The organism is Nonomuraea sp. NPDC050691 (genome assembly GCF_040654455.1).
Classification (GTDB): Bacteria; Actinomycetota; Actinomycetes; order Streptosporangiales; family Streptosporangiaceae; genus Nonomuraea.
The window spans coordinates 73,872-99,909 of sequence record NZ_JBFAIA010000002.1 but is presented as its reverse complement, the minus strand read 5'-3'; the positions used below and the strand labels follow the sequence as shown (position 1 = coordinate 99,909).

Sequence of the window (26,038 nt, the reverse complement as noted above, 5' to 3'; positions counted from 1 at the left end):
CCAGCGCTCCTCCCCCGAGGTATGCACATGTCCACAGTCTCAGGACATGAGGCAACACCAGGGGAAAACACGTGAGTCAGGGCTTGCGGCCGACCCCGCAGATGGCGCTGACCGGGTCGGACGGGTTCCAGCCCTCGGGCCCGGGCCGCCACTGCGGCGTCGGCACCACGCCCGGCTCCACCATCTCCAGGCCCTCGAAGAACGTGGCGATGCGCTCCGGGGCGCGCAGGTTGTAGGGGTAGGCGGCCCGGGAGTTGTAGCTCTCGACGGCCGCGACGAGTGCCGGGTTGACACTGGTGCCGTCGCTGAGCGCGACGTGGCTGCCGGAGGGCAGCCGGTCGAGCAGCCGGGCGATGATGCCGTTGGGGTCGTCGGCGTCGCTCACCTGACCCATGATGCTCAGCATGGTCAGGCCGACCGGGCGGCTGAGGTCCAGCACCTTGGCCGCGCCCTCCAGGATCCGCTCCGGGTCGCGGACGTCGGCGTCGAGGTACTCGGTGACGCCCTCCGGCGTGCTGGTGAGCAGGGCGCGCGCGTGGACCAGCACCAGCGGGTCGTTGTCGACGTACACGATGCGGGAGTCGGGGGCGACCGACTGGGCCACCTCGTGGGTGTTGCCGGCCGTGGGCAGGCCCGTGCCGATGTCCAGGAACTGGCGGATGCCCACCTCCCCGGCCAGGAAGCGCACCGCGCGGATGAGGAAGCGCCGCTGGAGGCGGGCGACCTCGGCGAAGGCCGGGAACAGGTTCAGGATCGTGTCGCCGGCCTCCTTGTCGACGGCGTAGTTGTTCTTGCCGCCGAGCAGGTAGTCCCACACGCGGGCCGAGTGCGGCTTGGTGGTGTCGACTCGTTCCCAGGCGGAGCGAGGGCTCTGGTCGTCCATTGGTCTCCGATCGGAGGGGTCAGTCGCCGGTGGGTACGCGGCCGACGCCGGCCAGGATGCCCGGGCGGTCGAGGTCGAGGTCCGGGCCGGGCTCCACGTGGGGGTCCCAGGCGTCCACCGGAACGATGCCGGGCGGGAGCGGCTCCAGTCCCTCGAAGTAGGCGGCGATCTGGCCGTAGCCGCGCCGGGCCAGGCCGCCCGACGCGGTGCTCGCGTAGACCGACTGGCCGGCGTGGGCCACGTCGTCCGTGGCGTTGCCCTCGTACAGGTGCGACAGCACGAGGTAGGAGCCGGGGGTCAGCCGCTCGCGGATCCGCGCGACGACCGCGGCGGCCTCGGCGTCGTCGGTGATGAAGTGCAGCACGGCGACGAGCAGGACGGCGCACGGACGCGAGAAGTCGACGTGCGCGGTGACCTGGGGGTCGTCGAAGATCGCGTCCGGGTCCTTGAGGTCGCCCGCGACGGCGAGGACGTCGGGGTCGCGGGCGAGCAGGGCCCGGGCGTGGGTCAGCACGATGGGGTCGTTGTCCACGTAGACGACGCGCGATTCCGGCGCGTGGCGGTGGGCGACCTGGTGGACGTTGTCCTGGGTCGGCAGGCCCGCGCCGATGTCGACGAACTGGGTGATCCCCTTCTCGGCGAGCAGGCGCACGGCCCGGCCGAGGAAGCCGCGGTTGGCCTGGGCTATCCGGCGCGCGTCGTTGCCCATGCTGCGGCCGATCTCGATCATCTTCTCGGCCGCCTCGCGGTCGGCCGCGAAGTTGTCCTTGCCGCCGAGGTAGTAGTCGTACATGCGGGCGACGCTCGGGACACGGACGTCGACTCCGGGCGGTGGCACGCGTTCCAGGTCGCTCACGCGGCCCCCTCTCGATGTGATCATTTCGAGCCCGATTCTAGGAAAATTCCGGACTCGTGCCACAAGATCTGCCAAGGACATCAGAGTGGGATTCGGCACAGGTCACCGTACGGAAGGGCCAGGTCACCGTACGGAGGAGCTCGGTCACCCTACGGAGGATGCCGGTCACCCTACGGAGGATGCCGGTCACCGTACGGAGGATCGCGGTCACCGTAGAGGGGACCCGAGCCCGTCCTCGCGCGCGGGTTCCGGCCCGGCCGCGCCGCCGCCGGCGTCCGGGGCCGCCGCCGGGAGGGGCAGCGTGGCCTCCACGCGGGTGCCGCCGCCGGGCTCGGGGCCGACGACGCAGACGCCGCCGAGCTCGGCCGCGCGTTCCCGCATCGAGCCGAGGCCGACGCCCGCCCGGTGGCCGTCGGGCAGGCCCCGGCCGTCGTCGCTGACCCGCACCCGCAGCGCCGCCGGCTCCCGCCGCAGCACCACGCGGGCGTGGCGGGCGTCGGCGTGCCGGCGCACGTTCGTCAGGGCCTCCTGGACGATCCGGTAGACGGCCACCTCCGTGGCCGCCGGCAGGCCGCTCAGGTCGCCGTCCGCCTCCACCTCGATCACGGTCTCGGCCGAGGACTGGCCGGCCAGCTCCCGTACGGCCCGCGCCAGGCCGAGGTCGTCGAGCGCCGGGGGCCGCAGGCCGTACACCAGCTCGCGGATGTCGCCCGCGACGGCGTCCATGCCGGATCGCAGGGTCTGGAGGAGCGCGTCGGCGGAGTCGGGGGAGTTCTTGAGCCGGCTGCGGGCGATGTTGATCGTCATGGCCATGGCCGACAGGGTCTGGCCGAGGCCGTCGTGCAGGTCCCGGCGCAGGCGGCGGCGCTCCTCCTCGCGGGTGGTGAGGATGCGCTCCCTCGATCGTTGCAGGTCGGCGGCCATGCGCACGGCGTGGGCCACGTCGGCCACGTACGGCGTGAGCGTGGCCAGCACCCGCTCGTCGTGCGCGGCGGGGAAGCGGCGCTGGCCGGGCGGCCCGACGAGCAGCCGGCCGACCCGTTCACCGTGCCAGACGAGCGGCACCTCGCGGGGGTGGTCGCCGACCCGGCCGCTCTCAACGTAGCGGGGCTCGCCGTCGGCCACCTCCACCGCGGCCCCCTCGACCGCGAGGCCGTCGCGCAGCACCCCCACCACCGAGTTCAACGCCTCGGCCGGGTCGGCCCGCCGCACCTCCTGGGTGAGCCGCTCGGCGAGCAGCCGCGGGTCGCCGACCTCGCCGTAGAGCATGCGGTCCACGGCGCGTTGCAGCACGCGCCGCAGCGGCTGGAAGAACCCCCCGGCGAACAGGGCCGCGGCCAGGCCCGCGATCTGGTCGTACCCGGAGACCACCAGCCCGGCCAGCGCGCCGGCGCCGAAGTAGACCGCGCTGACCACGGCCAGCAGGCCCGCCGCCACGAACGTCCGGCTGATCACGGTGTCGATCCCGTACAGCCGGTAACGCGTCACCGCGAAGGCGACCGCCACTGGGATCAGCGCCGCCCAGGTGATCGACAGCCAGGCCAGGCCGGGCTCGAACGCCCCGGCGACGAGGAAGACGATGTACCCGGCGTAGGCGAACAGCGGCCAGCCGATCTGCCGCCTGCCCACGGGGTCCGCGCGGCGCATCCGCACCAGCAGCGACAGGGCCGACAGGGCCATCGAGGTGTAGATGGCGGTCCAGGCGATCGTGGAGATCGTGTCGTTGTACGGGGCGAGCCCGGGGATCTGGAGCGGGTTCGGGATCACGGCCGGGTACGGGTACCGCTCCAGCGGCGGATCCGGGCGGAACGTGGACCTCAGCAGTTCCGTCGCCAGGGCGGCCGTGCCCAGCGCGACGACCGGGCGCCAGCGCGGCGAGGGCAGGCGGCCGTCGGGCGAGTACAGGGGCAGCAGCGTGGTCAGGGTCACGCCGCACACCGCCCAGCCGAAGGCGCCGGCGATGCGCAGGTGGCCGGCCGCGACGAGGTCGCCGTCGGCGGCCAGCCGGAACATCAGCGCCTGCGCGAAGTCGCTGATCCCGGCCGCCAGCCCGCCCGCGCACATCAGCCAGGCCAGCTTCAGCCCGGGCCGGTGATGGATCATGAACGCGCCGACAACGGGGAACGTGAGGGCGGCGGCGGACTGGGGGGTGGACGTGAGCGAGGGGTGCCAGGCGGCCGGGAGGCCCGCGAAGATCAGCAGCGCGGTGATCTCCAGGACGGGCCCGAGGGCGGCCATCACGGCGGCGCCGGCCTGCGCGCGCACGCTCCGGGGGTCGGGGTGCACGTCTACGGGGGTTCCGGTGGTGTCAGCCGGGGATCCGGTCGCATTCCCGAGGGATCCGGGGGTGTCGGCCGGGGATCCGGTGGCGTTCCCGGGGGCTCCAGGTGTATCGGCCGCAGTGCCGGTCACGTTCCCGGGGGTTTCGGGGGTGTTCTCAGGATCGCCGGTCGTGTCGTCCGCACCGGTCAGTCCGGCCATCCTGTCCCCGCTCCCTCGCCCGGCGTGCCACCGCTGGACAGGATTATGGCCCCTACAAGGTGACATTTCGCCCGTCGTGGCCAGGCCGTTACGGCGCCACGCCGAGGGGTGCGGCGGGCCCACTACGTAGGCGCAACCCCTACTCAGGAAATAGGTACCTATATCGGGATTTCTCACGTCCCTCTGGCCGAACGCGTGAGGGACGCTTAAGACCTGAGCAAACCGCTCGGGGGAAGCGAGTAGCGAGGGTCGCAACATGAGTCACCACCGGACCGCAGGCCCGTCAGTGGACCTCCACGGCGGCGACGACATCCGACAGGGAGGCACGCCATGAACGCGCGTCCCTGGCTCTCTTTGATCGCCGCCATCAGCGGCACCGCCACGACGGGATGCCGGGTCGCCTCCTGGCGGTTCCCGTCCCGCCCGGACCAGGTCGGCAGGGCACGCCGCCTGATCCGCAAGAAGCTGGCCGCCTGGGGGCACTCCGCTCAGAGCGACATCGCCGAACTGCTCGTCAGCGAGCTGGTCAGCAACGCGATGGAGCACGCGTACGGGCCCGTCGGCGTCAGCCTCACCGAGGAGGAAGGCCTGCTGCGCATCGAGGTCGAGGACTCCGACCCGGAGCTCCCGCAGGTCCACCTGTCGCGCCGCCACGACGAGCGTGGACGCGGCCTGCAACTGGTCGACATGCTCGCCTGCTGCTGGGGCGGCGACCACACGCCGCGTGGGAAGGTCGTCTGGTTCGAGCTGCCGACCCCCGCCGCGGAGCCCGCGCCGGAAGGCCCCGACGGCGCGGGCTCCGTCAGGCACGCTGAGCGCGGTCACTCCTGGGGACTGGCCGCCATGAGCGCGAAGCCATCCTGAGAAAGGGACGCCGGGGCCGAGCAGGTCACCGGGTAAGGGTCGGCCCCGGCGTCCCCGTTACTTCTCAGTGATCCACCAGCCACGGTCCCCCTCCCCCTCCCCCCGTGGCCCCCTCCCCCTTCCCCTCCCCCTTCGGGCCGCGGTCCTCGCACCTCTCCTGTGGACCGCGGCCCCCCTCGCCCCCCTTGGCCCCCTCCGGCCCCCCATCCCCGGGGCCGCGGCACTCCCGCCCCTCCCCTTGGAGCCGCGGCCCCGTCCCCCATCCCGTTCCCGGATAATCTGCCCGTGCGTGGATACACCCGGCGATCCCTCCTGCTGCTGGGCGGGGTGGCGGCGGCCGGAGCAGTGGTCCCGGTGGCCGCCACCGGGCTGTGGGGCGACGCGTTCGACCTCCTTCGCCGCCGGTGGACCGCGCTGACCACCGACCCGGTGTCCGGGGTCGCCACGCTCCCGCCGTACCGGGAAAGGCTCGCCGAGCTGGGACGCGCGGCGGCCCGGCACCGCGACACCATGGCCCCGGACCGCGCGTCGCTCTGGCCCGGCCTGCCCTACCCGTCCTTCACCGCCACCCCGGAGCGGCTGCGCGCGATGGCCCGCGCGTACGTGCTGCCCGGCACCGGGCTGACCGGCGACCCGCGCCTCGCCTCGGCCGTCGCCGAGGGCATCGACCACTACCGCCGCCACGTGTACGCCGCCGGGGCGCACCCGGCGGGCAACTGGTGGAACTGGCGGATCGGCGTGCCCCAGGCCCTGCTCGACGCGGCTGCGCTGATCGCCCCGCACCTGACGGCCGAGCAGGCGGGCGGGCTGCGCGACGCCGTGGACCACTTCGTGCCGCCGAGCCGCCTGTACGACTACAGCGGCCTCAGCACCGGCGCCAACCGGGTGGACCTGTGCACGGTCATGCTGCTGCGCGCGATCCTCGGGGCCGACCCCGGCCGGGCCGCGCTGGCCGCCTCCGCGCTGACGCCCGTCCTCCGGTACGTCGAGGAGGGCGACGGGTTCTACCGGGACGGCTCCTTCATCCAGCACACGTACGTGCCGTACCAGGGCGGGTACGGCGTGGTGACCCTGGCGGGGCTCGCGGCGCTGTTCACGGTCCTGCGCGGCACGCCGTGGGAGATCCCCGAGGACCGGCGGCGGGTGGTCCACGACAGCGTGGACCGCTCGTTCGCGCCGGTCATCCACGACGGGTTCTGCATGGACCTGGCCGGCGGGCGCGGGATCGGGCGAATGTCGTTCGGCGACCACCGCAGGGGACGCCTGATCGCGGCGTCGATCCTGCTGCTCGCCGAGACCGCGCCGGAGGCGGACCGGACGCGCTGGCAGGCGATGGTCAAGGGCTGGGCTGCGCGCGACACGACCCGGCCGATGCTCGGCGCGGCGGAGATCGCGGGCGAACTCGGCTTCCATGCCCGGCTGGCGGCGGTCGCGGCCGACGAGCGGATCCCGGCGGCCCCCGAACCGGCCGGGCACCGGCTGCTGCCGATGAGCGCCCGCGCCGTCCACCGCGCGCCGGGCTGGTGCGCGGGCCTCAGCATGGCGTCGTACCGGATCGGCCACTACGAGCACGGCAACGGCGAGAACCTGCGCGGGTGGCACACCGGCTCCGGGATGCTCTACTGGTGGGCCGAGGGGCACGGCGACCACTACTCCGACGGCTTCTGGGCGACCGTGGACCCGTACCGGCTGCCGGGCACCACGGTCTCCACCAAGCGGCTGCCCGACGGGGCCGGGCCGGGATGGGGCGACACCTGTCCGCCGGGGCGGTGGGTGGGGGGCGCCACCGACGGCACGTACGCGGCGGTCGGGCAGCACCTCAACGGGCTGGAGAGCACGCTGGAGGCGTTCAAGTCGTGGTTCTTCCTGGACGACGCCGTCGTGTGCCTGGGGGCGGGCATCACCGCCCGCGACGGCGTCCCGGTCGAGACCGTCGTCGACAACCGCCGCACCGGCGCGCCCCTCACGGTCGAGGGCGCCTGGGCGCACCTGGAGGGGCACGGCGGCTACGTCCTGCCCGGCGGCCCGCCCCTGCGGACCCTCCAGGAGCGCCGGACCGGCCCGGGCGGCACGACGCGTGACTACACGAGCACCACCGCGCGTGACTACACGACGCTCTGGCTGGACCACGGCACCGACCCGCGCGAGGCCTCCTACGTCTACCTGCTCCTGCCCGGCGCCACCGAGGAGCGCACCCGGGCCCGCGCCGCCGACCCGGGCTGGGCCCGCGTCCTCGCCAACACCGCCCGCCGGCAGGGCGTCCACGTCCCGTCGCTCGGGCTGATCGCCGTCAACTTCTGGAACCCCGGCACGGCCGGCCCTCTCACCGCCTCCGCGCCCTGCGCGGTCCTCGTCCGGGAACTGCCGGACGGGACGGCGACGCTCACCGTCGCCGACCCGCGCTGCGACCTGGACGAGCTGACCGTCACCTGGCACCGGCCGGTGGCGGCCTTAGCCCACGGCCATCCGCTGCTGTCCCGCGCCGCGACGGGCCCGTCGCTCACGGCCCGCTTCGGTCGCCTCGCCGACCGGCTCGGCGGCTCCTGCACGATCACGCTCCGCCTGACCTGAGAAGCGAGGGCCTGGAGAACGGAGGCCCGGAGAGCGGGGGAACGCGCGGCGGTAGTCGCCGGGCGAGACGCCGACCTGCTTGAGGAAGTGGTGGCGCAGGTTGTTGGCGGTGCCGAGGCCGCTCAGCTCCCCCACCTTCTCGATCGGCAGGTCGGTCGACTCCAGGAGGCTCTGCGCCAGGCCGAGCCGCTGGTTGAGCAGCCACCGCAGCGGCGTGGTGCCCGTCGCGGCCTTGAGCCGCCGGTAGAAGGTGCGCGGGCTCATCGCCGCCCGCCGGGCCAGGTCCTCGATGGTGAGCGGCTGGTCCAGGCGGCCCCGCGCCCACTCCAGCACCGGCCCGAGGCCCGCGTCGTCCGTGGCCGGCACGGAAAGGTCCACGAACTGCGCCTGACCGCCCGGCCGGTGCGCGGGCACCACCATGCGCCGGGCGAGCTGGTTGGCGACGTGCGCGCCGAGGTCGCGGCGCACCAGATGCAGGCACAGGTCGAGGCCCGCGGTCACGCCGGCGCTGGTCAGCACGTCGCCGTCGTCCACGTACAGCACCGAGTCGTCCACCTCGACCTTCGGGTAACGCGCGGCGAGCTGCGCCGTGTGCATCCAGTGGGCGGTGGCGCGCCGCCCGTCGAGCAGGCCCGCCTCGGCGAGCGCGAAGGCGCCGGTGCACAGCGAGACCATGCGGCCGCCCGCGTCGTGGGCGCGGCGCAGCGCGGCGACGAGGCCGGGCGGCAGCGGCTCGCCGTCCTCGACGCAGGCGTCGGGCACGGACGTCACGATGACGGTGTCCGCGCCGGCCAGGTCGTCGAGGCCGTAGCGGGTCCGCACGGTCAGCTCGTACGGCGAGCCGGCGCCGCCCGTGTCCATGGCGCACAACCGCAGGTCGTACCAGGGGTCGGCGAGGTCGGGCTGCGGCTTGCCGAACACCGTGCACGGGATGCTCAGCTCGTACAGGTCCCAGGAGGGGATCCCGATGCCCTCGGGGACGACCAGGGCCACGGTGCCGGCGCTCACCCGATCGAGGATATGGCAGATATTTGTGGCAAAGCGTCACCGCTGTCACTGTCCGGGTGGTTCTCATCCTGTCAGCGTGGTTCCGCCCACCGGCACACGCATGAGGAGACGCAGGCATGAACCCGGCACCGACCACCCCCGACGAGCTCCTGACCGCCACCGCGCAGGAGTGCCTGGCGGTCCTCGCCAAGGGGGCGGACCAGGACTGGTCGCGTCCCGCCGGCGACATCGACTGGTCCTGCCGGACGATGCTCGACCACCTCGCCCTCGGTCTGGTGGGGTACGCGGGGCTGCTCGTCGCCCGGCCCGCCGACCGCTACATCACGCTGTTCGCCTCGCTCGACCCGCAGGCGCCCGTCGCGGCCTGCCTGGAGGGCGTCGGCATCGCCGCCACCCTCCTCGCCACCACCGTCAGGTCCACGCCCGCCGAGGCGCGGGCCTGGCACCCGTGGGGGCACTCCGACGCCACCGGGTTCGCCGCCATGGGCATGGTCGAGCTGGCCGTCCACACGTACGACATCACCCGCACGCTCGGCCTGCCCTGGACGCCGCCGGACGCCCCGAGCGCGGCGGCCGTCGCCCGGCTCTTCCCGGAGGCGCCGTCGGGGCACGGGCCGGCCGAGACGCTGCTGTGGTGCGTGGGCCGCGTCGCCCTCCCCGCCCTGCCCCGCCGCTCCGGCTGGCAGTGGGACGGCACCGTTCGGTAACCCTCAGGAGGAGGGGACCGGGGCCCAGAGGCCGGCGGCGGTGCCGTCCTCGACGTGCCGCTCGTAGACGGTCACCTTGCCGTGGATGACCTCCAGGCAGGCGGTCAGCTCGGCGATCCGGGCGCGGACGCTCCGCTCGTGCTCGCGCAGCAGCTCCAGGCGGTCGAGCTCGTTGCCCGGGCCGGAGCGCACCAGGGCGGCGAACCTCTTCAGCGTCGCGATCGGCATGCCCGACTCGCGCAGCCGGTTGCAGAGCAGCAGCCACTCCACGTCCGCCGCGTCGTAGAGCCGGTGCCCGCCGGCCGAGCGCGGGATGCCGCGCAGGAACAGGCCCTCCCGCTCGAAGAAGCGCAGCGCGTGCACGCTCAGGCCGGTGGCCGCCGCCACGTCGCCGATGGACAGGCTCTCCGCCACCACCCGCACCCCCTACGACCCGTCGTTTGACCTAGAGCGAAGTCTAGATTCTACGGTCGGACCCATGACGAACAGGCAACACAAGATCGGCAGCGGGTTCGGGGCGTGGAGCACGGCCGAGGAGGTGCTGACCGGCATCGACCTGACGGGCCGGACCGCCGTGGTCACCGGCGGCTACTCCGGGCTCGGCCTGGAGATCGTCCGGGCGTTCGCCGGGGCCGGCGCGCGGGTGCTCGTGCCCGCCCGCCGCCCGGACGCGGCCCGCGCGGCGCTGCGCGACGTTCCCCGGGCGGAGGTGCGCCCGCTCGACCTCACGGACCAGGCGGACGTGCGCCGCTTCTCCGGGCAGGTCGTGGCGGACGGCACGGCGATCGACGTGATCGTCGCCAACGCGGGCGTCATGGCCTGCCCCGAGACGCGCGTCGGCCCCGGCTGGGAGGCGCACCTCGCGCTCCACCTCGGTCATCACGCCATGGTCAACCACCTGCGGCCCGCGTTCGCCCCCGGCGGGGCGCGGGTGGTGGCGGTCTCCTCGTCCGGGCACTTCCTGTCCGGCATGCGGTGGGACGACGTCCACTTCCGCGACGGCTACGACGGGTGGCTCGCCTACGCGCAGGCCAAGACCGCGGCCGCGCTGTTCGCGGTCCACCTCGACCGGCTGGGCGGCCCCGCCGGGGTGCGCGCGTACGCTGTGCACCCCGGCAGCATCCTGACGCCGCTGCAGCGGCACGTCCCCCTGGAGCGGCAGGCCGCGCTGGGCTGGATCACGGAGGACGGCACGCCACCCGCCGGATTCAAGACCCCGGCGCAGGGCGCGGCCACCGCCACGTGGGCGGCGACCTCGCCCCTGCTCGACGACCTGGGCGGCGCCTACTGCCAGGACTGCGACGTCGCCGAGCCGGCCACGACCGACGACATGCTCGTCGGCGGGGTCAAGCCGTGGGCGGTCGACCCGGCCGAGGCGGCCCGGCTCTGGGCGCTGTCCGCCGAGCTCACCGGGGTGGACGCGTTCTCCTGACCAGCGGCCCCCGCCGGCGAGGGCCGGTCCCGTCAGCGGTCCTCGCTCAGCGGCTCCCGGCGGCGAGGGCGCGGTTGACGGCCGAGACGACGGCGTCCACGGCGGCGGTCAGGACCGAGGAGGCCAGGCCCGCCCCCCACGCGGTCACGCCCGCCACCCGGCATTCCACGTAGGCCGCCGCCAGGCTCTCCTCGCCGCCCGCCGCACGACCGGAGGCGGGGACGGCGTGCTCGGTGTAGCCGATGATCTCCACGTCGTGGCCCAGCCCGCGCAGCGCCGCGGCGAGCGCGGCCAGCGGCCCCACGCCCGTCCCCTCGCCACGCGTCCCGCCCTCACCGGCCGCGACGTCACCGGTGAAGGCGAAGTCACCGGTGAACGCGTGCTCGCCACCCGCGTCGTCCACCTTCCAGCGCAGCAGCTCCACCGGCCCCGTCCGGCCGAGGTACATGGCCTGGAACAGCTCCCACAGCCGCTCCCCCGTCACCTCGCCGCCGCTCCGCTCGGCCTCGGCCTGCACCGCCCGGGAGAAGTCGATCTGCAGGCCGCGCGGCAGGTCCAGCCCGTGCTCGGCGCTCAGCACGTACGCCACCCCGCCCTTGCCCGACTGGCTGTTGACCCGGATCACGGCCTCGTAGTCCCGCCCCACGTCGCGGGGGTCGATCGGCAGGTACGGCACCGCCCACGGCGCCCGGTCCGGCGTCACGCCCAGCTCCGCGGCCCGCCGCTCGTGGTGGGCGAAGCCCTTCTTGATGGCGTCCTGGTGGGTGCCGGAGAAGGCCGTGTAGACCAGGTCGCCCCCGTACGGGTGCCGGGGGTGGATCGGGATCCGGTTGCAGTGCTCGACCGTCGCGCGGATGACGTCGATGTCCGAGAAGTCGATCATCGGGTCGACGCCCTGGGCGTGCAGGTTGAGGGCGAGCGTGACCAGGTCCACGTTGCCGGTGCGCTCGCCGTTGCCGAACAGGCAGCCCTCCACCCGCTGCGCCCCGGCCAGCACGGCCAGCTCGGCGCAGGCCACGCCGGTGCCGCGGTCGTTGTGCGGATGGACCGACAGGATGACACCGTCGCGCCGGTCGAGGTGGCGGTGCATGTACTCGATCTGGTCGGCGTACACGTTGGGCGTGGCGACCTCGACCGTCGCCGGCAGGTTGTGGATCACCGGCCGGTCGGGGCTCGCGTCCCACAACTCCGACAGCCCGTTGCAGATCTCCAGGACGTAGTCGGGCTCGGTGAGGTTGAACACCTCCGGCGAGAACTCGAACCGCACCCCGGGCCGGCCCTCGCCCAGCCGGGCCACGTGCCCGGCGGCCTCCGTGATGAACGCGCGCAGGTCGTCGCGGCCCTGGCCGAGGACGACGTCCCGCCAGGTGGGGGCGGTCGAGGTGTACATGTGGACGACGGCACGCGGCAGCCCCTCGATCGAGGCGTACGTCCGCTCGATCAGGTCGCGCCGCGCGGCGGTGAAGACGACGGGGGTGACGTCGTCCGGCACCAGGTCGCGCTCGGCCAGCAGCCGGACGAAGTCGAAGTCGGTCTGGCTGGCCGACGGGTAGCCGACCTCGATCTCCTTGAACCCCATGGCGAGGAACAGCTCGAACATGCGGCGCTTGCGGTCCGGGTCCATGGGGTCTGCCAGGGCCTGGTTGCCGTCGCGCAGGTCGACCGGCACCCACAGCGGGGCGGCGGTGATGGTGCGGGAGGGCCACTGGCGCTGGTGCGCCGGGACGTCGACCCGCTCGTGGACGGGCCGGTAGCGGTGGGAGGGCATGGAGCCGGGCCGCTGGGGGTTCCAGTGCGGCCGGCCGGCGGGCACCGCCCCGGCGGGCGTGCGCAGGGTGGGGAACGGGGTGGACATGCGAGGTCCCTCTTCTCTGACGTGCTGGTCCGACGTCGTGGCTGGGCAGGCGACCGGCGGCACGGCGGGATCCCGCGGCGGGGTGCCGATCGCGTCAGGCCCCGCCGCGGCGGCCGAGAAGGCGACCGGGCAGCGTCATGGACGGTAGACTAACCACACCTCAGCTCCTCAGACAACCTGAGAGGTACGGATGACGTCGCTCGGCCCCCTCAGCCGCAGCCCCCTCGTGGACCAGGCCACCCAGCGGCTGCGCGAGCAGATCGCCGGCGGGCACTGGCCGGTCGGCACCAGGCTCCCCGGGGAGACCACCCTGGCCCAGGAGCTGGGCGTGGGTCGCTCCACGGTCCGCGAGGCGATCCGCGCGCTCAGCGGAGCCGGCCTGCTCGCGGCCCGTCAGGGCTCCGGCGTGTACGTGATCGCCACCGAGCCGGCGGAGGACTGGCCCACGCGTCTGCGCCGCGCCGCCGTGGTGGACCTGTACGAGGTGCGGACCATGGTCGAGGTGCGGGCGGCGCGGATCGCGGCGGCCCGCCGTACCGACGAGGACCTGGAGGCGATGGACCTGGCACTGGCGGAGCGGCGGCGGGCGGCGGCGGAGGCGGGCGACGCGGAGTTCGTGGACGCCGACATCGCGCTGCACACGGCGGTCGTGGCGGCGGGGCACAACCCGCTGCTCACGGGCCTGTTCGCGGACTTCGTCCCGGTGCTGCGGCGGGGCCTGATCGACCTGATGGCCCTGGTGGACCTGCGGGCCCACGACCCGGCGCTCGGCGACGACACCCACGCCGCGCTGGTGGCGGCCGTCCGCGCGGGCGACCCCGACCGGGCGGGTCACATCATCGAACGCGAGCTGGACGACACCCTTCGCCTCCTCCGGCGGGAGACCTCCTGAGACCCAGCGGCTCAGGAGGAGATGCCACCGCTGCGCGGTAGGTCGCCGGGTCGTCGAGGTGGTCGAGGATGAAGCGCACCCGGGCTCACTTCCTCAGCACCACGTGCCGCCCGGACGTCCCGGGATAGACCATGACGACGAACTCCTGCCGGGCGTCGCCCCGCCTGGCCACGGCCGCCTCGGCGCCGCGCATGTGCACGCGCACCCGGTAGGAGCCCTCGCCGCCGACGGCCAGGTTCGGCAGGGCGTCGCCGCGGTCGTCGGTCAGGCGCAGGTCGCCGGTGGTGCTCCGGTAGCCCACCTCCACGACCTTCTCCCAGCCCTCGACCTCGACGGGCGGGCGCCGCCGGTACGCCTCCACGGTGACGCACACGTGCATCGCCTCGTCGGCCGTCAGGATCGCGAGCTGCCCGGGCGCGCTGCCCACCAGGTGGTTGGTGAACGCGTCGTCGAGCGCGGGGAAGTCCTCGCCGGGGGCCTCCTCGTACACGTCGAGGACGCCGGCCTCCGACCACAGGGCGGCCCGGGCCGTGCGGACGGCGGGGATGCGCGGGCGGTGGCGCGGCAGGCGGTCGCAGCGCCGCTTCGCGGCGGAGACGAACCGCTCGTTCTCCAGGCGGGCCTGCTCCGCGTCCGCGTCCTGGCGCCGTGGGAGGTCCGCGTCCTGCTCCGTCAGAACGTCCCACCGCCGGGCCGCGCAGAGGTACGCCTCCTCACGTTGCGCGTCGTCCGGCACCTTGATGCCAAGGTACCGGGCCGTCTGCCATCGCTCGCACGCGTCCGAGGACGCCTCAGTGCCCCTGCCCCGCGCCGCGTCCGCCCGGGCGACGAGGGCCACCAGGAGGACGACGGTCAGCGCCAGGAGCACCCGGACGAGCGGGCTCCGGCGCGGGGGACCCGCCCTCCGCACCCGTACCGCGAGAACGATCAGGACCGCGACGAGCAGGTCGCACAGGTACGACCGGAGCATGTCCGGTTGGTACAGGCCGTTCAATCCGGAAGGGCAGCCGATCGCGGCGTCCAGCGCGACCGGCGCCAGATACAGCACCGTGGTCCACGCGGCGACCACCGCTGTCGCCCAGCCCACCGCGCGAGCCCGGCGCTGATGGCCCCTGCGCGCGAGGAGCGCCCACACGGCGAACCCCACCGCCACGACGGCCGGGGCCGGCGGCATCCACAAGCCCACCGTCAGAGACATCAGGATGGAGTTGAGCTCGAACCCCGGACATGAGCCGAACGCCTCAGTCATGACGACGCCGTACGTCTCGCTCGCGAAGAGAGAGGCGACCCACGGCACCGCCGTCAGGACGAACGCCGCGCCCCACAGCGCCGGCGACACCCGCCACCGTAACGGGAGCACGGCCGGCCCTCCCCATTCCCGAAAAAGATCAATGCGAAAGCGTCACATGTATCGGCCGGCTCCGATCACGTCAAGTCAGCACAATTCTTCTGTACGGTCTGCAATTCTCGAAAAGCGCCTCAGCACTCGAATGAATGTCTTCTCCACGGCCTCGACACCGGCGGCGTCACCAGAGGGCGGAGTCACAAGAACGGTGACAGGTCGCGCAGCAGCGCGGCCTTCGGGCGGGCGCCGGTGATCTGCTTGATCAGCTGTCCGTGCCGGTACAGGTTGAGCGTGGGGACTGACACGATGTCGTGCTGCGCGGCCAGGTGCGGGTTCTCGTCGAGGTTCACCTTGACGATTTTCAGCTTGCCCTCGTACTCGGTGGCGATCTCGTCGAGGATCGGGGCGAGCATCCGGCAGGGACCACACCACTGCGCCCAGAAGTCGACCAGGACCGGCTGATGGCCGGCCAGTACCTCGTCGGCGAAGTCCTGCTCGGTCAGGTGTTCGGCGGATGTCATGGGAGGCTCCTCGATCATCGGTCACCGGCGGGCCGGCTCGGGTCGGCGTGGTCGAGTGGCATGCCACCGACGATGGAGATCAGGTGTCGTTGCGCCGCCGTGAGCATGTCCCGCATCGCCGCGGAGGCGGTGTCCGGATCACGACCGCTCACGGCGGTCGCGATGTCCTGGTAGCGGTCCCGCGCGTGTTCGTACGCGGCCCGCGGCGGGCTGGTGCTGAGGCTCATCCAGACGCGGTGTGCCTCGAACACGAGGCCGTCGACGATGGGCACAGCTCGCTTGTTGCCGGCGGCGAGGGCGAGGGCGACGTGGATCTGCATGGCGAACCGGACCTGGCGCTGCCAGTCCTGCTCGGCGACGTATCGTGCGACGAGTTCCTCCAGGGCATTCACCTGGTCATTCGTGGCCCGATTGGCGGCATCGGCCGCCAGTCCCGGTTCCAGGGACAGGCGCAGCCGGAACACCTCGACCAGGTCGTCCAGGCCGACCGGGCGGACCACGTATCCGCGGCGGGGCATGACCTGGAGGAGCCCGTCTCCCACGAGCAGGCGCAGCGCCTCGCGCGCGGGTGTCTTCGAGACTTCGAAACGGCGCGCGACATCGGCTTCGAACACCAGCGCTCCAGGAGCGAGCCTGGCGAGAAGGATGTCGTCCCGCACTTGGTGGTAGACAGCGGCGACGAGAGAGTCGGCGAACTCGGCGACGTCTATGGACGGCATAAGGCTAGTATATCACTGATTTCTTCTTGACGTATCAGCAGTATGACGCTTATATGCTAGACGTCACCTTGAGTCGCACACTGGAGAGATGTGGTGAAAGTCGTCATCGTCACCGGCGCCGCGTCGGGCATCGGCCGCGCGGTCGCCGCGGACCTTGCGAGCGACCATCGCGTCGTCGCCGTGGACACGGACGCGTCCGCACTCCGTGCCGCGGCTCCACCCGCCGCACAGGTCCTCACTGCTGACGTGACCGACGAGCAGCAGGTCCAGGACGTCGTGGACAGGGCGGTCGCGGAGTTCGGCGGCGTCGACGGCCTCGTCCACTGCGCGGGGATCGAGGAGCCGGTGATGCCCGCGATCGACATGCCGGCCGAGGTGTTCCGGCGCACCGTCGAGGTCAACCTGTACGGCAGCTTTCTCGTCTGCCGCGCGGTCGCCGCCCACCTGCGATCCACCGGGCGACCGGGCTCCCTCGTGCTGATCGGAAGCATCCTGTCCCAGGTCGCCTGGGGCGGAAACCTCGCCTATACGGCCAGCAAAGGAGGCGTCCTGCAGTTGGGGCGCGGTTTCGCCGTCGAGTTGGCCGGGGCCGGCATTCGCGTCAACGTGATCGGCCCGGGCATCGTCGCCACTCCGATGAGCCAGGCGACGATCGACGACCCGCAGCGTGCGCCGCGCATTCTCGAGCGGGTCCCGATCGGACGCTTCGCCGAGTCCGCGGAGGTCGCCGCCGTGGCGAGGTTCCTGCTCAGCGAGGCCGCCTCGTACATCACTGGAGCGTTCCTGCCGGTCGACGGCGGCTGGCTGTCCCTTTGAAACCCGAGGAGACACCGTGATCAAGGTCGTCTGGCTGCTCAAGCGAGCGCCTCATCTCACGCTTGAGGAGTTCCGGCAGTGGTGGATCGAGGAGCACGCCCCTCTGGTCGCCGGCAAGCAGCAGCCGCAACTCCGCAAGTACCGCATATCCGTGCGCGACAGCGACGTCGACACGCTCGCCGGCGCACCGTCCGCTGACTGCGACTGGGACGGATTCGCCGAGCAGTGGTTCGACAGCGAGGAAGCGTTCAACCAGGTCTACGGTCGCCATAGCGCGCACGAGACCCGGGATGACACCGACAGGCATGTGTCCAAGCTCGCCCGGATCTTCGTCACCGAGCATGCCTACGTCGAGCCGGGTGCGGTATGAGCGGGCAGGACCAGGCGAGTGCCGTGCTCCATGCCGATCCCGATGACGTGCCGTGGGACGAGACGGCCGACGTGGTCGTGGCCGGGAGCGGGGCCGCGGGCTGGAGCGCGGCGATCGCCGCAGCCTCCGCCGGCGCCTCCGTCGTGGTGTTGGAGAAGGCGGACGTCGCCGGTGGAACCACCGCGAAGGCGGGTGGGGTGTGTGACGGTGAGCGCGCCGGCACGTGGCTGTGGATCTGCGACAACCACCTCATGGCCGCCCGCGGGATCGAAGACCCGCGCGACGACGCGATCCGCTACCTGGCCCGCCTCGCCCAGCCCTCCCTCTACCGGCCCGAAGCACCCGACCTCGGCCTGGACGCGGCCGACCACGAACTGCTGGAGGCGTTCTACGACCATGGGCGGCAGGTCGTGCGCGCCCTGGCGGACGACGGCGTCCTCGACTTCCTCATCGTCCCGGACGTCCTCGACTACTACAGCGATCTTCCTGAGAACGCGGCACCCCATGGCCGCACGCTCGGCTTTCGCGTCGCGGACGCCAAGGAGGGGATAGGCGCCGAACTCGTCCAGGCCCTGCAGGGCAAGGCGTCGGAGCTCGGGGTGACCTTACGGCTGGGCTGCGCCGTGCGCGCCGTGGTCGTCGACGACAACACCGGAGAAGTCGCCGGCGTGCTCGCCGGCGACCGGGCCGCCACCTCGAGACTGATCCGCACGCGAGGCGGTGTCGTCTTCGCCACCGGCGGTTTCGGCTCCAGCCCGCATCTGCGCAGGGAGTTCCTGCGCGGCCCCGTCGTCGCGAGCCTGTCCTCCGCCGGCAACGTCGGCGATTTCCTGCCGATCGCGTCCCGGTTGGGCGCCGCCATGGGCAACATGAACGAGGGCTGGCTGACTCCGGTCGTGCTCGACCACGCGCACGACCCGGCGAGCGGCGCGTTCCGGCTGCCCGGCGACAGCATGCTCGTCGTGAACAGTCGCGGGCACCGTGTGGTCAACGAGAAGGCCACCTACAACGAGATGACCCGCGCCTTCTTCCACTGGGACGCCACCACGGCCGAATACCCCAACATCCCCCTCATCATGATCTACGACGATTGGGTGGCACGGCACTGCCGGCGGCTGCCCGGTGACGCCCCCGTCACGGAAGGCGGCGGCAACCCGATCCCCGTTCGAGGCCGAGACGACAAGCACGAATTGTCCGCGGCAACCCTCGACGATCTCGCCGACGACATAGGCCGTCACCTCGACCAGTACTCTGGGCTGCTCGCCGGCGCCCGCCTCGCGCCGGATTTCCCCGTCGCGCTGCGCCGTACGATCGACGCCTACAACGCCGACGCCGCGGCAGGCCGGGACCACGACTTCGGCCGGGGATCGAGCCGGGTACAACGCGCACGCAGCGGGCCGAGCCACCACCCCACCGGCGCCAACCCGACCATGCATCCCCTTGCCGCGACGGGGCCGTACCACGCTGTCGTGCTCGTACCGGGCGTCTTCGACACCAAGGGCGGACCCAAGATCGACAAGTACGGCCGGATCCGTACCCACGACGGAGGCGTCATCGACGGCCTGTACGGAGCCGGGAACTGCGTCGCCTCCATCGCTGGACAGGGCTATTGGGGCGGCGGCGCCACCCTCGGGTTGGCCGTCACGTTCGGCTACCTGGCCGGGCGGCACGCCGCCGGCCGAGGATGACGGACCCGTCAGAGATTCCCTCACCACCGTCACGAGGACAAGGAGACAGCATGCCGCGCATCGACGACGGACAGCATGGGACCACCGGATTTCAACGGCTGCTCGGGCACAACGCCGCCATCCTCGCCGCCTGGGAGCACCTGGAGGAAGTTCTGATCAGCGAGGGGACGCTCACCCCGGAGTTGAAGGAGCAGGTGCGGCGTGTGCTCGCGTTCGGCAACGGCTGCGAGTACTGCCAGGCCTGGGGGCGCGCCGCTGACGCGCATCCTGATCCCAAGGAATCGCTCGCGGTGGCGTTGGCCGAACTCATGCTGCAGGGACCACGCGACATCACCGACGCGCAGTTCGACGTCCTGCGCTCCGAGTTCAGCGATGCCGAGATCAGCGAACTCCTCGCCTGGATCACCTTCATCACCGCCAGCCAGACGATCGGTGCCGTCCTCCAGCTCAAGCCGGAACCGGGGCAGTCTCAAACGGCCCGTTGACGCCTCGCCGGTCCGCGTCCGATCGTCCGAAGGACAATTCCCGAAACGCGCCTCAGCGCCCCCGCGCACGGGGACGCGGGGACGCCGAGGCATCAGGGTGAGGCGGTCAGCGGCGCCGCACGCACCTGTCCCAGCGGTTGCTCCAGTAGTAGCCGCTGGGGCACCGAGGGCCGGCAGCGGTGATCGTCTGTTGCGTCGTGGTCGTGGTCTGCGCGCCGGCCGCGCCGGCCGACACGACGAGCGTGGCGGCCAGGCTCAGAGAGCCCAGCAGGACGGCGCATGCCTTCCGGATGAATGTTCTCTCCATGGCCTCATCATCGGCGGCGTGCCGTGACCGCAGCGTGACGTCCGAAAACCGCCACGATTCGGCGGCCCGCCCGGTGTTGGAAAGAAGGAGAGGTGAAAGAGGAGAGACCGCCATGCTGAAACCACACGAACGCGTCGCCCGGGCCGACTGGAAAGGCATCGCCGGGGAGATGGACGCCCACGGCTGCGCGCCGACCGGCCCGCTGCTCACCGCCGAGGAGTGCCACCGGATCGCCGGCCTGTACGACGAGGTCGCGCTGTTCCGCTCGACGGTCGACATGGAACGGCATCGCTTCGGACGCGGCCAGTACCGCTACTTCGACCGGCCGTTCCCCGACCTGGTGGAGGAGCTGCGCCAGGCGCTCTACCCCCGGCTGCTGCCGATCGCCCGGGACTGGGCGGCCCGGCTCGGCCGGCCCGCGCCCTGGCCGGACACCCTCGACGCGTGGCTGGCCATGTGCCACCAGGCCGGCCAGACCAAGTCCACGCAGATCCTGCTGCGGTACCGCGAGGGCGACTGGAACGCCCTGCACCGCGACCTGTACGGGGACCTGGTCTTCCCGATGCAGGTGGTGATCGGCCTGGACGAGCCGGGCGCCGGCTACGGCGGCGGGGAGTTCCTGCTGGTCGAGCAGCGGCCCCGGGCCCAGTCGCGCGGCACGGTGACGCTGCTCGGCCAGGGCCACGGGCTGGTGTTCACCACCCGCGACCGCCCGGTGCCCTCGGCGCGCGGCTGGTCGGCCGCCCCGGTGCGGCACGGCGTGAGCACGGTACGGCACGGCCTGCGCCGCACCCTCGGGCTGGTCTTCCACGACGCCGCCTGACCTCCGTCAGGCGCTACGGCGGGGAGGCGGCCGCGCGGCCGGTGCTCCAGGCCCACGCGGCGATGCCGACCCGGTTACGGGCCCCGAGCTTGCGCTGGACGACCGCGATGTGGTTCTTGACCGTGCCGGGCGACAGGAACAGCTCCTCGGCGATCTCGGCGTTCGTCTTGGCCTGGGCGACGAGCCGCACGACCTCCTCCTCGCGCGCGGTCAGGCCCGGGTCCGGGTCCGGGTCGCCGCGCTCCTCGGCGGCGGGGGCGTCGCGGCGCAGCAGGCCGACCGTGAGCTGCGGGCTGATGAGCACGTCGCCGCTCATCGCCGCCCGTACCGCCTCGACGAGCAGCGCGGGCCCGGAGCGCTTGAGCACGAACCCGGACGCGCCGTGCCGCAGCGCGGCCCGCACGTACTCCTCCAGCCCGAACGTCGTCACCACCACGACGTGGATGCCCGTGTCCGCGAGCGCCCGCGTGACCTCGATGCCGTCGGCGAGCGGCATCCTGACGTCGGCGAGCACCACGTCGGGGCGCAGGCGGCGGGCCTCCTCGATGGCCGCGAGGCCGTCGGCGGCCTCCGCGACGACGGTCATGTCCGGTTGCGCGTCCAGGATGAGCCGGAAGGCGCTGCGGATCCCTTCCTGGTCGTCGGCGATCAGGATGCGTGTCGGCATGTCGCTCATGGTGTCAGCACCTTTCGCGCCAGCGGGATCCGGGCCGACAGGCGCCATCCTCCGGGCACGGGGCCCGCGCTCAGGTCGCCGCCGAGCGACTCGACGTGCTCGGCCAGCCCCGGCAGGCCGAACCCGCCCCGGCCGCCGGAGGTCTCGCCGCCGGTGACGCCGTCGTTCTCCACGGTGACCTGGAGGGCGCCGGCCCGGGTCGCGGCGGAGATCTCCACGCGGGCGGCGCCCGGCGCGTGCCGGCGGACGTTCGTCAGCGCCTCGGCGACGACCCGGTACGCCGTCGCGCTCACCCGGCCCGGCACGTCGAGGCCGTCGTCCACGCTCAGGTGGACGCGGGCCGGCCCGGCTGAGGAGTAGCGGGTCGCCATGTCGGACAGGCGCGCTGCGAGCGCCGGCTCATGGTCGTCGTGTCCCGTCTCGTCCCAGGCGTCGCCGTCCTCGTCGTTCAGGTGCAGGACGGTGCGGTCGAGCGTCGCCATGGCGCGCTGCCCCGCCTCCTCCACCCGGCGCAGCGCCAGCATGGCCTGGGCCGGGTCGGCGGCCCCGGCCACCTGTCCCGCCTGGGCCTGGGCCAGCATCTCGCTGACGTCGTGGGCGACGAAGTCGTGCAGATCGCGGGCCAGTCTCCGGCGCTGCGTCTCGCGGGCCGCGGCGACGGCGGCGGCCCGGCGCTCGTCCAGCGCACGCAGGTAGATGCCGACGCCGGCGGCGCACAGGACTCCGGCGAACCAGAACGCGCAGATGCCCACCGCCTCCAGCGCGGAGACGGGCGGGTAGAAGCGCAGCATCCAGGTGGAGGCGGCGATCCCGGCCGGCACTCCGGCGGCCACTGCCTGCCGTACCGGTGACCGGCGGGCGAGCAGGCCGGCCAGGGCGATGAACGTGAGTCCCTCGGCCAGCCCCCAGGCGTCCGCGCCCGGGCCCGCTCCCCCGCCGGTGAGCTGCACGAGCGTGGCCCCGAGGGAGACCGCCGCCGCGCCCGCCGTCACCACCGGCAATCTCACGGGGCCGCGCCCCTGCCGCGCCCCCGCCGGCCGCGTGCCGACCGCCCACACCAGGGCGGCCACGACCGCCGCCAGCGGGGCCATCACGGCCACCCCGTAGCGCGGCACGCCGCAGGCCGCGGCCAGGACCACGGCGCCCACCCCGTACCACCGCATGCTCTCTCTCACGACCCCGACGATACGCATCCCCGGCACCGCGGCACCCCTGCCGAACGGCACGGTCGCGGTCTCCGCGAGCGGCCATGACCTGCCGATCGGCACCTCGTGCCCGCCCCGGCGCCGCTCCCAGACTGGGCACATGACAACGATCACCCGTAAACCGGCTCTCGCCGCCGCCGTCTGGTCGGCCGGGTACGCCGCGCTGGGCGCCGCCTGGGCTTTCGGCATGCCCGGCTTCCCGTGGGGAGCCGGCGACCCGGACCCGGACGGGGCGCTGTCGCTGCTCGCCGGGCTCGACCCCGGCCCCGGCGCCTGGTGGGTCGCCGCCTTCGCCGCCCTGGCGCTGGTCGTCTCCGTCGCCCTCGCCACGACGCCGCGACCGGGCGGGCTCGGCGGCCGGGCCGCCGTGGCGTCCGCCTGGGCGCTGGCCGTGCTCCTGGTGCTGGCGATCCCCGACTCCCGGCTCATGATGGGCGTCGCGTACACGCCGCTGCTGCTGTTCTCGGGCTTCTTCGACGGGCCGTTCGGCCAGGTGGGACTGGCGGACGCCTGGCCGTGGCCGGTGCTCAACCAGTTGCTGTGCCTGCTCGGCGGGCTCCTGCTGGCCCGGGCGGCCGTGGCCTACCGGCGGCGCGCCCGCGCGGCCTGCGGCCGGGGCGAGGAGGAGAGCGGATGGACCTCACGGGAGTCGGCGGCCCGCTGGGGACGCCGCGCGGTCGCCGTGGCCGTCGCCACGCCCCTGGTGTACTGCATGACCCGGTGGGCGTGGGCCCTCGGCATCCCGCTGGGGGTGAGCCCGGAGTTCCTGGAGGAGGGCTCCCGGGACGCCCCTGGCCTGTGGCTGGCCGGCGCGTACCTGGCCACGTTCGGCGCGCTCGGCGGCCTGCTGACGCTGGGGCTGGTCCAGCGCTGGGGCGAGGTGTTCCCGCGCTGGATCCCCGGCCTGCGCGGCAGGAGGGTGCCGCCGCTGCTCGCCATCGTCCCGGCGTCGTTCGTGGCGATCATCATCGTGGTGGCCGGTCTGACGTACGTCCGCGCGACGATCGCCGGCCGCTTCGCGATGTCGGAGTGGGGCGCGTGGCTCCCGGAGTGCTTCTGGCCGGTGTGGGGAGCCGCCCTGGGCGCCGCCGCCCTCGCCTACCACCTGCGCAGGCGGCCGCCCTGCCGCCGCTGCGGGCGCGGCTCGGTCCGTCTCGTCACCACGAGTGTCGGTACGGACTGAGACAATGCCCCGCATGACCGGACCGGACCCCAAAGCGACCCTGCACCGCTACTACAAGACCGCCCGCGACGCCGTGCTGTGGAAGCTCGACGGGCTCTCCGAGTACGACGTCCGCCGCCCCCTGACCCCGACCGGCACCAACCTGCTGGGCCTGCTCAAGCACCTGGCGAGCATCGAGTTCGGGTACTTCGGCGAGACGTTCGGCCGGCCCTCCGGTGAGCCGCTGCCCTGGTTCGAGGATGACGCCGAGCCCAACGCCGACATGTGGGCCACCGCCGAAGAGTCCCGCGAGGACATCGTGGGGCTCTACCGCCGGGCTGGGGAGCACGCGGACGCCACGATCGAGGCGCTCGACCTGGACGCGACGGGGCGCGTGCCGTGGTGGCCGGAGGAGCGGGCCGAGGCCACGCTGCACACGCTGCTCGTCCACATGATCGCCGAGACCAACCGGCACGCCGGCCACGCCGACATCGTCCGCGAGCTGATCGACGGCGCCGCTGGACTGCGCGCCGAGGTCAGCAACATCCCGTCGGCGGACGAGGCGTGGTGGGAGGAGTACCGGAGCAGGCTGGAGCGCGTGGCCAAGGAGGCCGCCGGGGACTGACCCCCGGGCGCCCCGCCCAGGAGGCCTGAAGACCGATCCCCGGGCCTCCCGGGCGGGGCGCGCCTAGACTCGTGACCATGGACGCGCCTGTACGGGTGACGATGGCGGGGGCGGGCAACGCCTTCGGCGACGGGGGCATGCTGCAGACCTGCGTGCACGTCCAGGCGGCGGGAGGCGACGGCGCGCTGCTCGTCGACTGCGGCGCCACCGCGCTGACCGGGCTCAAGCGGTTCGGCCTGGACCCCGGCGGCGTCTCGGTCGTGGCGGTGTCGCACCTGCACGGCGACCACTTCGGCGGGCTGCCGTTCCTGATCCTGGACGGCCAGTTCACGCGGCGGGTCCGGCCGTTACACCTGGTCGGGCCGCCCGGGCTGGAGGAGCGGCTGGGCCGGGCGATGGAGGTGTTCTTCCCCGGCTCGTCCTCGGTGAGCAGGCGGTTCGCGGTGCGGGTCCACGAGGTGGCGCCCGGGTCGTCCGCGCACGTGGAGGGCGTCGCGGTGCGGGCGTTCGAGGCCGACCACGCGGCCGGGGCGGTCGCGCTGGCGCTGCGGGTCGGGGTGGCCGGCCGCACGATCGCCTACAGCGGCGACAGCGCCTGGACCGACACGCTGATCGACGTCGCCGACGGGGCCGACCTGTTCCTGTGCGAGGGCTACACGTACGACCGGGCCGTGCGCTACCACCTGCACGTGCCGAAGCTGCTCGCCCGGCTCGACGGGCTGCGCTGCCGGCGGCTCCTGCTCACCCACGCCGGGCCGCAGGTCCTGGCGCGGCGCGCGGAGCTGGGCCTCGAACTGGCCGAGGACGGCATGGTCCTGGAGGTCTGACCCCGACGAAGATCCGGAGCCGGTTTCACAGAAGATCCGGAGCCGGTTTCACAGAGGAGGCCGGGCCCGCAGGGTGGACTCGCGGATGACCAGCCGGGGACCGATGACCACCGGCCGGCCCGGCCGCTCTCCCCGCAGCAGGCGTTCCAGCATGCGCACCGCCGCCCGGCCCGCCTCCTCCAACGGCAGGTGGAGCACCGTCACCGCCGGCTTCGTCGACTGGAACAGGATGAAGTCGTCGGCGCTCGCCACGCTGACGTCCTCCGGCACCCGGACACCGCGGATGCCGAGACCGTGGAGGAGCCCGAGGACGGTCGCGCTGTTGTGGCCGATGACCGCCGTGACCCCGGCGGCCGCGACCGTCTCCGCGATCTCGATGCCGGCGTCCACCGTGGACGGGATGGGCCCGGCCACGACGATCTCGGCGCCGCTCTCCTCAGCCCGGGCGCGCAAGGCGGCGATCCGGGGCGCGCCGGCCCACGACCCCGGAGGGCCGCTGACGTAGCACAGCCGCGGGTGCCCCATGCCGATGAGGTGGTCGGCGATGGCCGCCACGCCGCTCGGCGTGTCGATCAGCACCGAGGCCAGGCGGCCGACCTTGCGGTCCACCAGGACGAGCGGGATGTCCTTGGCCACCTCGCGCAGGAACGCGTCCTCGCAGAGGGACGTGGCCACGATGAGCCCGTCCACCTCGCGGGGGAGCCGCTCGACGATCCGCGTCTCACGCTCGGCGGAGAGCTCGGAGATCATCAGCACGATCTGCCGGTCCTCCTCCTCGGCCGCCTGCTGCATGGCGGCGACGTCGACGAGATGAAGCGGGTCCGGGACGAGATCGACGCGCCGCTGCTGGCCCTTCTGGAAGCGGGCCGACCTCCAGATGACCTTCGACGAGCTGTTCGAGGTGTTCGGCTACTCCAGGA

26 protein-coding genes are annotated in these 26,038 nt (G+C 73.2%); 13 read left to right on the top strand and 13 right to left on the bottom strand.

Features of this window, described 5'->3' with window-relative positions:
* Positions 1-76: 76 nt before the first annotated feature.
* The 3 genes from AB0H81_RS01435 to AB0H81_RS01425 form a co-directional block, all read right to left on the bottom strand.
* On the bottom strand, positions 77-883 hold the full coding sequence (locus AB0H81_RS01435) for an SAM-dependent methyltransferase (protein ID WP_358367589.1): 807 nt from the start codon (positions 881-883) through the stop codon (positions 77-79).
* Between the two features lie 19 nt (positions 884-902).
* Entirely contained in the window at positions 903-1,739 is an 837-nt protein-coding gene (locus AB0H81_RS01430) for an SAM-dependent methyltransferase (RefSeq protein ID WP_358367586.1), read from the bottom strand.
* Between the two features lie 207 nt (positions 1,740-1,946).
* Entirely contained in the window at positions 1,947-4,004 is a 2,058-nt protein-coding gene (locus AB0H81_RS01425) for a sensor histidine kinase (protein WP_358367584.1), read from the bottom strand.
* A 546-nt stretch (positions 4,005-4,550) separates the two neighbouring features.
* On the opposite strand from AB0H81_RS01425, the gene AB0H81_RS01420 reads away from it, so the two are divergent.
* Together AB0H81_RS01420 and AB0H81_RS01415 are read left to right on the top strand one after the other, a co-directional pair.
* Positions 4,551-5,084 carry an ATP-binding protein gene (locus tag AB0H81_RS01420; protein ID WP_358367581.1) on the top strand — a complete coding sequence of 178 codons (534 nt, stop codon included), beginning with the start codon at positions 4,551-4,553 and terminating at the stop codon, positions 5,082-5,084.
* Positions 5,085-5,369: 285 nt separating this feature from the next.
* Positions 5,370-7,655: a polysaccharide lyase 8 family protein gene (locus AB0H81_RS01415; RefSeq protein WP_358367578.1), complete on the top strand. Its 2,286-nt coding sequence runs from the start codon at positions 5,370-5,372 to the stop codon at positions 7,653-7,655.
* Here AB0H81_RS01415 and AB0H81_RS01410 read toward each other — a convergent pair.
* Entirely contained in the window at positions 7,536-8,663 is a 1,128-nt protein-coding gene (locus tag AB0H81_RS01410; protein ID WP_358367575.1) for a helix-turn-helix domain-containing protein, read from the bottom strand. The genes AB0H81_RS01415 and AB0H81_RS01410 overlap by 120 nt on opposite strands.
* 116 nt (positions 8,664-8,779) lie before the next feature.
* On the opposite strand from AB0H81_RS01410, the gene AB0H81_RS01405 reads away from it, so the two are divergent.
* The gene (locus AB0H81_RS01405) at positions 8,780-9,370 is read left to right on the top strand and encodes a maleylpyruvate isomerase N-terminal domain-containing protein (protein WP_358367573.1); all 591 of its coding nucleotides are present in this window, start codon (positions 8,780-8,782) and stop codon (positions 9,368-9,370) included.
* 3 nt (positions 9,371-9,373) lie between these two features.
* Here the strand turns inward: AB0H81_RS01405 and AB0H81_RS01400 are convergent, their stop codons facing one another.
* On the bottom strand, positions 9,374-9,784 hold the full coding sequence (locus AB0H81_RS01400) for a MerR family transcriptional regulator (RefSeq protein WP_358367571.1): 411 nt from the start codon (positions 9,782-9,784) through the stop codon (positions 9,374-9,376).
* Positions 9,785-9,848: 64 nt separating this feature from the next.
* On the opposite strand from AB0H81_RS01400, the gene AB0H81_RS01395 reads away from it, so the two are divergent.
* Entirely contained in the window at positions 9,849-10,802 is a 954-nt protein-coding gene (locus AB0H81_RS01395; RefSeq protein ID WP_358367568.1) for an oxidoreductase, read from the top strand.
* A 46-nt stretch (positions 10,803-10,848) separates the two neighbouring features.
* Here AB0H81_RS01395 and leuA read toward each other — a convergent pair whose 3' ends face one another.
* Entirely contained in the window at positions 10,849-12,570 is a 1,722-nt protein-coding gene (gene leuA, locus AB0H81_RS01390; RefSeq protein WP_358367772.1) for a 2-isopropylmalate synthase, read from the bottom strand.
* A 277-nt stretch (positions 12,571-12,847) separates the two neighbouring features.
* Here leuA and AB0H81_RS01385 point away from each other — a divergent pair, with 277 nt between their 5' ends.
* Positions 12,848-13,549, top strand: a complete 702-nt coding sequence (locus AB0H81_RS01385; RefSeq protein ID WP_358367566.1) for an FCD domain-containing protein — start codon at positions 12,848-12,850, stop codon at positions 13,547-13,549.
* An 85-nt stretch (positions 13,550-13,634) separates the two neighbouring features.
* Here the strand turns inward: AB0H81_RS01385 and AB0H81_RS01380 are convergent, their stop codons facing one another.
* From AB0H81_RS01380 to AB0H81_RS01370, 3 genes are all read right to left on the bottom strand, one after another.
* Positions 13,635-14,909 (bottom strand): hypothetical protein, encoded by a 1,275-nt coding sequence (locus tag AB0H81_RS01380; protein WP_358367563.1) that lies wholly within the window; start codon positions 14,907-14,909, stop codon positions 13,635-13,637.
* Between the two features lie 182 nt (positions 14,910-15,091).
* Positions 15,092-15,415 (bottom strand): thioredoxin, encoded by a 324-nt coding sequence (gene trxA, locus AB0H81_RS01375; protein ID WP_358367560.1) that lies wholly within the window; start codon positions 15,413-15,415, stop codon positions 15,092-15,094.
* A 14-nt stretch (positions 15,416-15,429) separates the two neighbouring features.
* A complete protein-coding gene (locus AB0H81_RS01370; protein ID WP_358367557.1) occupies positions 15,430-16,134 on the bottom strand; it encodes a GntR family transcriptional regulator in 705 nt (234 codons plus the stop codon).
* 93 nt (positions 16,135-16,227) lie between these two features.
* Here AB0H81_RS01370 and AB0H81_RS01365 point away from each other — a divergent pair, with 93 nt between their 5' ends.
* From AB0H81_RS01365 to AB0H81_RS01350, 4 genes are read left to right on the top strand one after another with little or no spacing between them, the layout of a single operon-like run.
* Positions 16,228-16,950 (top strand): SDR family NAD(P)-dependent oxidoreductase, encoded by a 723-nt coding sequence (locus AB0H81_RS01365; protein ID WP_358367554.1) that lies wholly within the window; start codon positions 16,228-16,230, stop codon positions 16,948-16,950.
* Between the two features lie 16 nt (positions 16,951-16,966).
* Positions 16,967-17,320 (top strand): EthD domain-containing protein, encoded by a 354-nt coding sequence (locus tag AB0H81_RS01360; RefSeq protein ID WP_358367551.1) that lies wholly within the window; start codon positions 16,967-16,969, stop codon positions 17,318-17,320.
* A complete protein-coding gene (locus AB0H81_RS01355; protein WP_358367549.1) occupies positions 17,317-19,008 on the top strand; it encodes an FAD-dependent oxidoreductase in 1,692 nt (563 codons plus the stop codon). Before AB0H81_RS01360 ends, AB0H81_RS01355 begins: the two co-directional genes overlap by 4 nt.
* A gap of 50 nt (positions 19,009-19,058) precedes the next feature.
* Positions 19,059-19,493, top strand: a complete 435-nt coding sequence (locus AB0H81_RS01350) for a hypothetical protein (protein ID WP_358367547.1) — start codon at positions 19,059-19,061, stop codon at positions 19,491-19,493.
* A gap of 106 nt (positions 19,494-19,599) precedes the next feature.
* Here the strand turns inward: AB0H81_RS01350 and AB0H81_RS01345 are convergent, their stop codons facing one another.
* The gene (locus AB0H81_RS01345; protein WP_358367544.1) at positions 19,600-19,800 is read right to left on the bottom strand and encodes a hypothetical protein; all 201 of its coding nucleotides are present in this window, start codon (positions 19,798-19,800) and stop codon (positions 19,600-19,602) included.
* Positions 19,801-19,912: 112 nt separating this feature from the next.
* Here AB0H81_RS01345 and AB0H81_RS01340 point away from each other — a divergent pair, with 112 nt between their 5' ends.
* Positions 19,913-20,623 (top strand): 2OG-Fe(II) oxygenase, encoded by a 711-nt coding sequence (locus tag AB0H81_RS01340; protein WP_358367541.1) that lies wholly within the window; start codon positions 19,913-19,915, stop codon positions 20,621-20,623.
* Between the two features lie 13 nt (positions 20,624-20,636).
* On the opposite strand, the gene AB0H81_RS01335 is transcribed toward AB0H81_RS01340, so the two are convergent.
* Positions 20,637-21,290 (bottom strand): response regulator transcription factor, encoded by a 654-nt coding sequence (locus tag AB0H81_RS01335; protein WP_358367538.1) that lies wholly within the window; start codon positions 21,288-21,290, stop codon positions 20,637-20,639.
* A 5-nt stretch (positions 21,291-21,295) separates the two neighbouring features.
* A complete protein-coding gene (locus AB0H81_RS01330) occupies positions 21,296-22,474 on the bottom strand; it encodes a histidine kinase (protein WP_358367535.1) in 1,179 nt (392 codons plus the stop codon).
* A 130-nt stretch (positions 22,475-22,604) separates the two neighbouring features.
* Between AB0H81_RS01330 and AB0H81_RS01325 the strand changes: the two genes are divergently transcribed.
* The 3 genes from AB0H81_RS01325 to AB0H81_RS01315 all read left to right on the top strand — a co-directional run bounded on the left by AB0H81_RS01325 (position 22,605) and on the right by AB0H81_RS01315 (position 25,118).
* On the top strand, positions 22,605-23,687 hold the full coding sequence (locus AB0H81_RS01325) for a hypothetical protein (RefSeq protein WP_358367533.1): 1,083 nt from the start codon (positions 22,605-22,607) through the stop codon (positions 23,685-23,687).
* 13 nt (positions 23,688-23,700) lie between these two features.
* A complete protein-coding gene (locus AB0H81_RS01320) occupies positions 23,701-24,291 on the top strand; it encodes a DinB family protein (protein ID WP_358367530.1) in 591 nt (196 codons plus the stop codon).
* A 77-nt stretch (positions 24,292-24,368) separates the two neighbouring features.
* Entirely contained in the window at positions 24,369-25,118 is a 750-nt protein-coding gene (locus tag AB0H81_RS01315) for an MBL fold metallo-hydrolase (protein WP_358367529.1), read from the top strand.
* Between the two features lie 48 nt (positions 25,119-25,166).
* Here the strand turns inward: AB0H81_RS01315 and AB0H81_RS01310 are convergent, their stop codons facing one another.
* Positions 25,167-25,910, bottom strand: a complete 744-nt coding sequence (locus AB0H81_RS01310) for a substrate-binding domain-containing protein (RefSeq protein WP_358367526.1) — start codon at positions 25,908-25,910, stop codon at positions 25,167-25,169.
* Positions 25,911-26,038: the final 128 nt, after the last annotated feature.